Genomic DNA, 11500 nt, shown 5'->3' on the forward strand with positions numbered 1-11500 from the left:
TCTCGCCGCCTCTCTTCATACTTCATCCACCGCCCACAGAGCGACAGCGACGCTCCGTGGGCTACTCTCATTTCGAACCACATCGCTATCCTTAAGCGGCCGACGCCAGTAGATTTAGACGCGCCAAGGTGGCAGAGTCCGGCCGAACGCAGCGGCCTGCAGAGCCGCCCATCGCCGGTTCAAATCCGGCCCTTGGCTTTTCTACGAAGTCCGTACGGTGAGCGGTAGTGCCGAAGCGCGGCGTACGAAAGCCCAACTCGCCGCCCACTTTCACCAACTCGACGACACGGGAGATTCTACCAGTGCGTGCAATACTTCCAATTTATATCAACTGACACGAAACTCCTCGCCATGGCGACGCCTCCGCTGAGTGAACTGCCTCCTTTCGACGCCGAAACCCGCCCGACGAACGTTCTGTTCGTCGACGACGACGAAGCGATGGTCGAACTGTCCGCGCTCTACGTCGAACGGGAACTGGACAACGTCGAGACTACGACGCTCACCGACCCGACGGCAGTGCTCGAAACGCTTCGCCGAGAGGAGTTCGACTGTCTCGTCAGCGACTTCGACATGCCGGAGATGACCGGCCTTGAACTGCTCGGCAACCTCCGTGAGCAAGACATCGAACTCCCGTTCGTCCTCTTTACTGGAAAGGGAAGCGAGGAAATCGCCAGTCGTGCAATCACCGCGGGCGTCGACGAGTATCTCCAGAAAGGAGGACCGGAGGAGTATCCGGTGCTCGCCAACATGGTAGAGAACCTCGTCGAGAAACACCGAACGGAGACGCTGGTCCGGCGGGCGTTTCTGGCTATCGAATCGGCCGAAGAGGGTATCGGCATCATCGACGAGCACGGTGTGTACCAGTATCTCAACGAGGCGTACGCCGCCGTGTACAACCGAAGTCGAGCCGAACTCGTCGGGCGACACTGGGAGGTGTTGTACGATGAAGCGGAGGCTCAACGCTTCTACGACGAAATTCTACCGGAACTCGAACGGCAGGGTGCGTGGAGCGGTGTCTCGACCGGTGTAACCAAAGACGGTGCCGATGTCCCCGAACGACTCGTTCTCACGCAGATGGACGACGGCGGCCACGTCTGTATCGTTCAGGAACTCGTTTGCGCCGAGGACTCGTCCGACCCGTCGTTGACCGAGCGCGCACTGGACGCGGCGGAACTCGGAATGGTGGTCGCCGACGCGACAGAACCGGACAATCCAATCGTCTCGTTGAACGCCGGATTCGAGACACTGACCGGCTACGAGGAAGCGGACGTCCTCGGTCGCAACTGCCGATTCCTTCAGGGTCCCGAAACCGACCCGGAGACGGTAGCCGAGATTCGTCGCGCCGTCGACGCCGGTGAGTCGGTGTCGACCGATATACGCAACTACGACGCCGACGGCGACCCGTTTTGGAACCGCCTCGACGTCTACCCGATAGCAGACGACAGCGACACGGTGACTCACTTCGTCGGGTTCCAAGCCGACGTCACAGAGCAGAAACGAGACGAACGGCTGTTGCAAGCGAGTACGGCGCGACTCGAAGCGTTGTTCGAGTACTCACCGGATATGGTCATCATCCACGACGCCGACGGCACGATACGCGACGTCAACGCCCGAATCTGCGAGGAGTTGGAGTACACCGAGGACGAACTCGTCGGCAGCACTGTCTGGGAGATAGACGCCGACGCCGACGCCGAACGAGCGCGGAAGTTCTGGGCGACGTTGCCAACCAACACGCCGCGCCGGTTCGAAGGGGCGTTGCGACGGCGCGATGGGTCGACAGTCGCCGTCGAAGTCCATCTGATACGGCTGAACCTCGACGGGGAGGACAGATTCGTTGCGATGACCCGCGACATCAGCGAGCAGAAAGCCCGCGAAGCGGCGCTCGTTGAGCAGAACGAGCGACTCGACCGGTTCGCCAGCGTCGTCAGCCACGACCTTCGAAACCCGTTGCAAGTCGCACAGGGACGACTCCACTTGCTGAAAGAAGGCCACGACTCCGAGCATATCCCACACATCGACCGCGCACTCGACCGGATGGACGCACTGATATCGGATCTCCTCTCGCTGGCGCACGGCGGACAGGCCGCGATGGAGTTCGACCAGATACAGTTGTCCACGCTCGCACGCGCGTGCTGGGAGACGGTCGAAACCGCCGACGCGACGCTCGTCGTCGACCCCGACGGCAGTATCAGCGCGGACCGAGACCAACTGCGACAGCTGTTCGAGAACTTGTTTCGCAACAGCGTCGAACACGGCTCAACGAACAACCGGACGAAGTCGGACGATAGTGTCGAACGCGGGCCGGCGAGCAGTCAGCGTGCCTCCGACGACACGCTCACCATCACAGTCGGTCGAACTCCCGGCGGGTTCTACGTCGCCGACGACGGTTCTGGCATTCCAGAGTCCGAACGCGCGACGGTGTTCGAGACGAGGTACTCGACGGCGACGGAGGGAACGGGGTTCGGACTCACCATCGTCCAACAAGTCGTGGGGGCACACGACTGGGAAATCGACGTCGCCGAGAGCACTGAGGGCGGTGCTCGCTTCGAGATAACCGGTGTCACGGACACGAACGGCAGTTTCGAGTAATCGGAGGCGCTCGGTCCGTCTCGTCTTCATCCCGTCGGGGAGGAAGTGTTCCGTGGTTTCGACCCCGCCGAACCGACGGTATCGGTCGTTTCGTGGGTCCGCGAAAAGTAATTGTTATACCCCGTCTCTCCTTTGCCCAAACTATGCAACGACGCGCCGCAGCCATCTCCGTCGCGTTCTTCTTGTTAGTCGGAGCGGCCTCCTACTCGCTCATTGCGACGGCCGAAGAACCGACGATACAGTTCGAGAACGCCGAATACGAACTTCAACAGGGAGACCAGTTCTCTCAGGGAGGACAGCAGTACACAGTAACCTCGCTCGAAGCACAGATGGAAGGTGGCGGCCACGGAAGTGCGGCGCACCTCACGCGCAGCGGCCAAATCGCGTGGACGAACGACTCCGCGCAGTACTCACAGACGTGGGCCAACAACTCCTCGGTCTCCATCGACAACGAGAGCTACCGCGTCGTCATCCCCAACGACTCGGACCCAAGCACGTTCGCGCTCCGTGAGGAACTGAACCGCACGGCGCTGCTGCAAGCGAACGACTCCGTCGATAACCAACTGGTCACGCGCGACGGTCAGCAGTACGTCGTCTACAACGACGGCAGCGGGAACCCGACGCTCATCCCCGAAGACCAGTTCTTCCCGGACCCGAGTAGCACCCAGTACGACGAGGGTCAGCAGTTCGACCTCCAAGGTAACCAGACGACCGTCGAGAACGTCACCGCCAGCGAGGCGACACTGACGTGGACCGCACCGCGGAACAACACCATCGACGTCGAAGACCAGGCGAACGTCACCGTCGGCGACCAGCAGTATCTGGCGTACTTCCCGGCGAACGACACGGTGTACCTCACGCAGAACATGGACAGCTACAACGCACAGCAACAGGAGATGGCGACGTTCAACCGCCACATGAAAGGCCTCCAAGGCGTCACCATCCTCGCCGCGGCTATCGCCGTGTTGCTCATCGGCTTAGCGTACCTCCCCTCGCGGTACTGAGCGCGCCGAACACCGGCGTTTCATCTCTTCTTTCGACACTCGACGCCGAGCGGCGCCGTCACGACGGCTCACCGCTCGTCGCGGCGGACCGCAAGCACCGGAGCCGGCGCCGTCCGGAGAACGCGCTCGGTGATACTGCCGAGCAGATAGCGCCGAAAGCCGCTGCGGCCGTGTGTCCCCATCACCACGAGGTCGATGTCGTTGTCGGTGACGTACTCGGCGACGGTTTCGTGTGGTACCCCGTGGACGACGGTGGATTCGCTGCGAACGCCGGCGTCGTCCGCGCGTTCGACGACGGCGTCCGTGTCCGCCTGTGCGCGGCGGTCGAGTCGGGAGACGAACTCGCTGTCGACACCGCCGGCGTTGAACAGGCCGCCCGCCTCCGCGAGATTCACCGCCGAGAGTGCGTGTAGTTCCGCGTCGAACGCGCGAGCAACGGCCACCGCGTGGTCTGTCGCAACCTCGGCGTAGTCGCTGCCGTCGGTCGGGACGAGAACTCGCTCGTACGGCGTCGCGTCGTCGTCTTCGTGGACAGCCATCACCGGACAGTTGGCTAGACGAACGACTCGTTCAGCGACGCTCCCGAGGAGATATCGCTGGAGTCCGCTGCGACCCTGAGTGCCCATCACCACCAAGTCGACCCCCTGCTCGTCGGCGTACGCGAGGATTTCGTCGTGCGGGACGCCCGTTCGCAGCGCCGTCTCGACACTCGTCGTCTCCGATTCGCTGCGGTCACTGACTGCGTCGAGAGTCCGTTCGCCGAACCGTCGGAGGGTGTCTACGACCTCCTCCGCGTCTCGGTTGTCGGTCGCCCCCGCGGTTTCGTCCGGTTCCGCGTTGACGACGTGTAGCGCGTGAACCGACGCGTCCATCGCCGCTGCCAGAAGTAGCGCGTGGTCTAACGCCTGTGTCGCTGCCTCACTGCCGTCGGTCGGTACCAGTATCGTGTCGTACACTCTCGAACACCACGTAGAGATATGACAGCACCCAACATGAATTGTCCCGCCCGACGGTCGGATAGAAGTGGCTCGCAGTGCAACAGCGCGTGTGCCCGAACCCAACGACGACCACGACGCACCGCGGCCGGCCGACGTCGACGACACGCCGACGATTCACTGCACACGCTGTGACAGACGCTGGGACCTCGACTACGAACTCGACGAACTGAACGTCGGCAACCAGTCGTTCGAGCAGTTCGCGCTCGACCACCACCGCCACACGGGTCACTTCCCGGACGACGTGACGCCGTGGGTCGTCTCCTGTCGACGCTGTCCCGACGGCGAGCAGTTCCTCTCGGAGCGTCCCGCACGTCGCTGGGCGGAGACGCACGCCAGACACACCAGCCACGCCGTCACCGTCGAGTACGGTGACGAGCAGTCGGTCGTCGACCCCCAGTAATCGCCGACTCACTGGCCGGTAACATCGATGTCCGTGGCGGTTTATCTTCCCCGAGGCCGTCGGTACCGACGACAACCGTGCTCTCGGACACTCCCGGTATCCACCACGTCTCGGCTATCGTCCGCGACGCGCAGCGGAACGTCGACTTTTACACCGATGTCCTCGGCCTCCGCTTCGTCAAGCGAACCGTCGACTTCGAGGACCGCTTCGCGTACCACCTCTACTACGGCGACGAGCGCGGAACCGAAGGCTCGGTGCTCACGTTCTTCCCGTTCCCCGAGGAGGTCGACGGCCGCGTCGGTCGCCCGCAGATAGCCACCGCCTCGCTCGCTATCCCCGACGACGCCGTCAACTACTGGACTACGAGATTCGCCGACCACGGCGTCGACTACGAAGTGACAGAACGATTCGACGAAACCGTCGTCGCCGTCTCGGACCCCGACGGGACGAACCTCGAACTCGTCACTGCCTCCGGCCCCTCGGACCCGTGGAGCGGCGGCCCCATCCCAACCGAACACGGTATCCGCGGCGTCCACGGCGTTTCGCTCCTCTCTGCGAGTCCGTTCGTCACGGCGAGTCTGCTCGACACGTTCGGCTTCGAACTCGTCGCGGAGGAAGGCGACGTGGTGCGCTACCGCGCCGACGGCCGCGGGTCGGTCGTCGACATTCTCGACCGGGAGGCCCCCTTCGGCCGCGAAGGAGCGGGAACGATTCACCACGTCGCCTTCGGCGTTCCCGACGAAGCGGCGCTACACGAGTGGCGCGACCTGCTCGCCGACCGGGACGTTCGCGTCTCGCGGGTGACCGACCGCCACTTCTTCCAGTCGCTGTACGTCCGCGACGCCGGGGGAGTTCTCTTCGAGTTGGCGACGGAACCGGTCGAGTTGGTCGACGACGACCCCGCGCCCGGTCGCCATCTCGCGTTGCCGCCGCAGTTCGAAGAGGACCGCGAGACTATCCAGTCGCAACTGCCGCCGCTGGAGTTGCCCGAGAGCGTTCCGGAGTGAGAATGGCCGACCACGAGACTGAACGAATCGACCCGCACGCCGACCAGCCGATTTCGACGGCGGGCGCACCGCCCGCGGCGGCGACGGCGGCGGTCGTGTTGCTCCACGGGCGCGGGAGTTCGCCCGACGCCGTGCTCCGCCTCGCCGACGAGTTCCACCACCGCGGCGTGCTGTACGTCGCACCCAAAGCGAGCGGGAGCGTCTGGTATCCCGGCGGCGTCGACACCCCGGTAGAAAATCGAGCGGCCTACCTCGACTCGGCGTTCGGGCGGGTCGACGCCGCGCTCGAAATCGTCGCCGAAACGGGCATCGCCCCCGACCGGTGTGTCGTCTTCGGCTTCTCGCAAGGTGGCTGTCTCGCCGCCGAGTACGCCGCCCGAAAACCGAAACGCTACGGCGGCGTCGCGGTTCTCGCCGGTGGGCTGTTGGGACCGGTCGACGGACTCCGGACACACGGCAGGTTCGCCGTCGATGGTGGTTCGCTCAGTAGCGACTCGCCCGGCAACGGTTCACTCGACGGCGACTCACTCGATGCAACACCGGTGTTTCTCGGCTGTGGCGACGACGACCCGCACGTCACCCCCGAGCGAGTCGAAGCGTCGGCGGCCGTCTTCGAGCGTCTCGGCGGCGACGTGACGACGGCAGTGTACGACGGACTGGGCCACTACATCAACGACGCACAGATACACGCCGTCGACGAGATGGTCGCGGGAGTCACAGGCGACGCGGGCAACGTGGGCGACGCGGGCGACGCGAACGAGTCACTGTAGCGGGCAGCGTCGAGTTCCTGCTCGGCTCAGTCGTTGGTTTGTGCGGCGGGTTCGTCGAATACCGACGGGTCGACGGGGGCGTACCGCGCCAGTGCGTCGAAGTGGTCGGCGCAGAACGTCTCACCCGAGGTGATTCCCCGCGCCGAGTCGTCTCGCAGATGCTCGGTGACGAACGCCTCGGCGACGAGCGCGAGCCGCGCGTCTCCAGATTCGAGTTCGTCGGCGGCGCGCGAGACGAGCAGTGCGGCCGTCGTCACGTCGTAGATGAGGTTCGTGAGTTCCTTCGCGTGGTACTGCGCGTAGTCGATTTCTTCGACTGCCAACGTTGTCAGTGCGCTCTGTAGCTCCTCGAACGACGCCTCCACGTCGGCGACGACGTCCGCGAGTGCCGGGTGGTCGACGGCGAGCAACTCGGTGACGAAGGGGACGAACGCCTCGTGTGCCCGTTCACGGGCCAAGACCCGGAGTACGTCCAGCGAGATGACGTTCGAGGCACCCTCCCAGATGGGGAGCACTTGCGTGTCGCGTAGCAGTCGCGGCGTGGTGTGCTCACGGACGTAGCCGTTGCCGCCGAGAACTTCCATACAGTACGAGGCGACGCCGACAGAATCGCGCGCAGTCCGATACTTTGCGACCGGAACGAGCAACCGCATCAGTTTGAACGCAGTCGACTCTGTCTCGGCTTCATCACGCTTCCACGCGTTGTACTGCTTGGCCGCCTCGAACGCGAACGTCGCCGCGCCCTCGTACTCGACGGTGAGTTCTGCGAGGTCACGGCGCATCAACGCGTGCTCGCCGAGTCGCTCGCCGAACGCCTCCCGATTGGCGGCCCGGACTTTCGCCTCCAACAGCGCCCGTCCCATCACACCGAGTGCGCCCGTCGCGTTCGTCAGTCGTTCGTAGTTCATCATCTCCGCCATCAGTTTGAACCCGTCTCCCTCGTCGCCGACGCGGTAGCCCGTCGCGCCGTGGAACTCGATTTCGCCCGTCGGCACCGACAGCGTTCCGAGTTTGTCCTTCAACCGGCGTACCAGCGCGTCGTTGAGTTCGCCGTCTATCTCCCTCGGGACGAGAAACAGCGACAAACCCGCGGTGCCGTCGGGAGCGTCGGGCGTTCGCGCGAGGACGAGCGCACCCTGGGCGTCGACGTTCGAGCAGAACCACTTCTCGCCGTGCAGTTCGTACTCACGGTCGTTCTCCGAGTCGACCGGGTCGGCACGGACTTCGTTCGCGCCCACGTCACTGCCGCCTTGCTTCTCGGTGAGAAACATCGCCCCTTCGATGTGGTCGTCGATGTCGTCGCTCGTCAGGCCCCGAAAGTACTCCTCGCAGTCGTGGTCTGCCGTCTCCAACACGAGTGCGGCACCGGTGGTCATCGACGCCGGACAGCAAAAGCCCACGTCGCAGTACGATAACAGCGCCTGCATGGCGAGCGTATGGGTGAGACTCGCCGGTTCCTCGCGGCCCGGTGGCGCGTGAAACGGGTCGTGTGTCAGCCGAAACTCGTCGTAGACGACGCGTTCGTTCTCGTATTGGTCGGGGTGGTACTCCACCTCGTTGACGACCTCGCCATCGGCGTCGTAGGTGTGGAGTTCGGGTGGGTGGCGGTCGATGCGGTCCGAACGCTCGGCGATACCGTGCCCGCAGGCGTGGCCGAACTCGTCGAGCAACGACTCGGCCCACGCGAACTCCTCGTCGGCGTAGGCGGCCGCCGCCGCGGCGCGAAGCGTCGGGTCGATGCGCCAGTAGTTGCAGTCGCGGCCGGCGTCGAGTCGCCCGTAGTCGATGGGTCCCGTTGACATACGACGTGAATCGCGTCCTGACGTATAGTTGTCACGGATATCCGTCTGAGAGTTCCCGAGACAGACGAATGTCTGCACCGTCACCCTAGCGTATCGCTTCCAAAACGTCGCTCCCCGGGCTTCGAGTCCGGAGAGTAGCAGCAAACGACCGACACAAGCGGGTACACTGGCCTCTCGACCATCGACTACCGTTGTTCGAGCGAACGGGCAACACGGAAGGCAGTCTCCTCGTCGTTCCACTCGGAGACGATTTGGATACCGACTGGTTTGCCGTCGGCCGACTCGCTCGGGACGGATACGGCAGGATGACCGCTACAGTTGAACGGCGCCGTGTTCTCGACAGTTCGCAGCAGTCCCCCTATCCCTTGGATAGTTCCGAACTCCGGTGCGGTCATCGGCGTCGTTGGCGTCACGAGTACGTCGTACGTCTCGAGTGCGTCGCAGACTGTCTGCGTGAACATTCGCTGGAGGCCTTTCGCGGAGACGTATTCGGTTCCATCGCCGTCGACGAGAACACCGTTCGTGAGTAACATCTGCACGACGATTTCACCGAACTCCCCGTTTTCGTTCGCCGCTGCCAACGCTGCCCGAAGCGATTCCGTCGTTCCTGTCCCGGTCGTGTACACCGCTCCGTTCGCTCCGACGAACGACGAGAACTCGAGTCCAGCGATTGCACCGACGAGCAACGATGCGGTTTCGTACCCCGGTAGAGACACTGATTCGACCGTTGCACCCGCATCCCGAACACTGTCCAGGGCGGCGTCGACTGTCTCGGCGACTGCAGTCTCTGCGGCTTCCATCGACTCGCCGACGACCCCGATTCGGAGGCCTTCGATTCCGTCGTCGAGCGAGTCGACGTACGTGTCAGGTTTGGGCGCCCCACGTGTCGAGGGGTCGTTCGCGTCTGGGCCAGCAATTTCCTCCAAGACACGTGCCGCTGTTTCGACATCGGATGCAAGCGGGCCAACGTGGTCGAGCGACTGTGAGAGGTCGACGACGCCGAACCGAGAGACAGTCTGATGCGTCGGTTTGACACCGACGACGCCACAGAACGATGCGGGAATCCGAATGGACCCGCCGGTATCAGTGCCTAACGCAGCGTCGACAGCGCCTGAAGCGACCGCAGCACCGCTGCCACTCGAAGACCCCCCCGGAACGCAGCCTTCGACCACCGGGTTCTCTATCCGACCGTGAGCACACGTCTCTCCCGTCGTGAAGAACGCGAATTCGTCCATGTTGGTCGTTCCAACCAGCGATGCACCAGCGGCTGTCAGTCGCTCGACAACCGTCGCGTGATACGCCGGTTCGTACTCGAATCCGGACGACCCACAGCTTGTGGGAACCCCCGCGACGATGATATTCTCCTTGACTGCAACGTCGAGTCCTGCAAGCCCACCGCTTCCGCCGCCGAAATCGAACTGATAGCGGAACGCGTTGTACGGGTCGTCTCCGAGCGAGCGGTTCGTCGGCGACTCTTCCGGTGGCGGCGGCGAAGGAAACGATGCATACTGTGCTGCTTGTTCGGCCGCTGCCTCTCGGAACTCCGTCACGGTAGCGTCGTCTACTTCGATTCCGTGTCGGCGTGCGATAGCACGCACCGCTGTATCAGTACTCTCGACCATGCTGGGTACTGTTGTCACCCAATCTATATTAGTTTTTGTCGATCTTTGGATAGTAACCCGGTCCCTACTCGGGTCGTTTGTCCATCTCTCTCAACGGTGGCAATCCTCGAACGCCCCTCAGATAGATTTTGAACGCCATTATCGGGGCTCACACCGGTACACTGTGTCCAGCACAAAAAGAGATGAACACCTCTCCAATCTCTGTCACTAAGTTGAGAAGTATCACTGCAGGTGCTCTGAGTAGAGAACAGCAATCGCAGGAAACCACGGACCTGACCGGAGTTCGTCACGACCTTGGACACAACCAAACTACCGAAGACGAAACCGTACTTTGCTGGCGAGAGGGCTCTACTTACACACCAAAAGAAAACCGCTGCGAACGTTACTTTTTCTCGACTACTGTGGAACCGCCTCCGCGACCGGTGTCTCCGTTTGTCGAGTCCAGAGACTGTAGCAGAAGACGACCCACGCGAGCGCGTAGAAGACGAGCGGACCGTTCCACGGTGTGTCCACCAGTCCCAGCACGTACCACGTGAACGCGAGCGAGAGGGGGAGTCCAACCGGGAGCGCGACGACGAGCAACCACGCGCCGAGTCGGGGGACGGTCAGGCTGTCGCTCCGCAGCATCGAGATGCCGAAGACGAGCGCGCCGACCATCGCCACGAGCCACGCCGGGAGGAACAACAAGCCGCCGAGGCCGAAGCCCGCCGCGAAGAAGACCATCGTGATGGCCGTCGCCGTCCAGCCGACCGCCATGAGCCCGAACCCGATTTTCGCGGGGGTCCCGAACCAGTGGCGTTCGCTGAGGTAGAGCGCCGGTAATCCGACCGCCAAAAGCGGCATCGCAACCGCACCGAGCACGTTGGCGATGACCCACCCCGCGTTACTCAATCCGCTGTGTATCGCTATCCCGAGAAGCGTCAAGAGGACGCCACCGACGAGTCCCGCCGCGGCGCTGATGCGAAGCCACCGCTTTTCGCGCATGCCTGAGAGCCGATTCTGTTCGTACTGCATCGTGTGTCACCTGAGTAGGTGATACTCATACGCTCGCCGAGGAAACATTCGTGTCGTCTTCCTGAACTAAGGTCACTCTGGAGAGTGCGACTGACCGGGGGTTCGAGAGATGCGACTCTGCGTCTACATCGAACGTTCAAAGTTGTGAGGACGGAACACGACGGACCCGACGGGACACGACCCGAGACAAATCACGGTCGACGCCAAACCACACAAAACGGACCCGACGGGATTTGAACCCGCGACATCTTGGTCCGGAACCAAGCACTCTGTCCACTGAGCTACGGGCCCTCA

Annotated in this window: 9 protein-coding genes and 2 tRNA genes; 6 read left to right on the forward strand and 5 right to left on the reverse strand. The window is 63.2% G+C overall.

Annotated features, from left to right (window positions below):
* The first annotated feature begins 122 nt into the window (after positions 1-122).
* From AUR64_RS10400 to AUR64_RS10410, 3 genes are all read left to right on the forward strand, one after another.
* A tRNA-Cys gene (locus AUR64_RS10400) sits at positions 123-198 on the forward strand.
* A gap of 153 nt (positions 199-351) precedes the next feature.
* On the forward strand, positions 352-2589 hold the full coding sequence (locus AUR64_RS10405) for a PAS domain S-box protein (RefSeq protein WP_058581896.1): 2238 nt from the start codon (positions 352-354) through the stop codon (positions 2587-2589).
* A 143-nt stretch (positions 2590-2732) separates the two neighbouring features.
* Positions 2733-3593 (forward strand): hypothetical protein, encoded by an 861-nt coding sequence (locus tag AUR64_RS10410; RefSeq protein ID WP_058581897.1) that lies wholly within the window; start codon positions 2733-2735, stop codon positions 3591-3593.
* 68 nt (positions 3594-3661) lie between these two features.
* Here AUR64_RS10410 and AUR64_RS10415 read toward each other — a convergent pair whose 3' ends face one another.
* Positions 3662-4549 (reverse strand): universal stress protein, encoded by an 888-nt coding sequence (locus AUR64_RS10415; RefSeq protein ID WP_058581898.1) that lies wholly within the window; start codon positions 4547-4549, stop codon positions 3662-3664.
* Positions 4550-4640: 91 nt separating this feature from the next.
* Here AUR64_RS10415 and AUR64_RS10420 point away from each other — a divergent pair, with 91 nt between their 5' ends.
* From AUR64_RS10420 to AUR64_RS10430, 3 genes are all read left to right on the forward strand, one after another.
* Positions 4641-4991 (forward strand): hypothetical protein, encoded by a 351-nt coding sequence (locus tag AUR64_RS10420; RefSeq protein WP_058581899.1) that lies wholly within the window; start codon positions 4641-4643, stop codon positions 4989-4991.
* A 77-nt stretch (positions 4992-5068) separates the two neighbouring features.
* Positions 5069-5998 (forward strand): VOC family protein, encoded by a 930-nt coding sequence (locus AUR64_RS10425; RefSeq protein ID WP_058581900.1) that lies wholly within the window; start codon positions 5069-5071, stop codon positions 5996-5998.
* Positions 5999-6000: 2 nt separating this feature from the next.
* Positions 6001-6768: an alpha/beta hydrolase gene (locus tag AUR64_RS10430; protein WP_058581901.1), complete on the forward strand. Its 768-nt coding sequence runs from the start codon at positions 6001-6003 to the stop codon at positions 6766-6768.
* Between the two features lie 26 nt (positions 6769-6794).
* On the opposite strand, the gene AUR64_RS10435 is transcribed toward AUR64_RS10430, so the two are convergent.
* The 4 genes from AUR64_RS10435 to AUR64_RS10450 all read right to left on the reverse strand — a co-directional run bounded on the left by AUR64_RS10435 (position 6795) and on the right by AUR64_RS10450 (position 11497).
* Entirely contained in the window at positions 6795-8570 is a 1776-nt protein-coding gene (locus tag AUR64_RS10435) for an acyl-CoA dehydrogenase family protein (protein ID WP_058581902.1), read from the reverse strand.
* Positions 8571-8755: 185 nt separating this feature from the next.
* Positions 8756-10192: an amidase gene (locus AUR64_RS10440; protein ID WP_058581903.1), complete on the reverse strand. Its 1437-nt coding sequence runs from the start codon at positions 10190-10192 to the stop codon at positions 8756-8758.
* 396 nt (positions 10193-10588) lie between these two features.
* The gene (locus AUR64_RS10445) at positions 10589-11206 is read right to left on the reverse strand and encodes a hypothetical protein (RefSeq protein WP_058581904.1); all 618 of its coding nucleotides are present in this window, start codon (positions 11204-11206) and stop codon (positions 10589-10591) included.
* A 218-nt stretch (positions 11207-11424) separates the two neighbouring features.
* A tRNA-Arg gene (locus tag AUR64_RS10450) sits at positions 11425-11497 on the reverse strand.
* Between the last annotated feature and the right edge of the window lie 3 nt (positions 11498-11500).

Origin of the sequence: Haloprofundus marisrubri, from assembly GCF_001469955.1 — an archaeon.
In the GTDB taxonomy this organism is placed as follows: Archaea; Halobacteriota; Halobacteria; order Halobacteriales; family Haloferacaceae; genus Haloprofundus; species Haloprofundus marisrubri.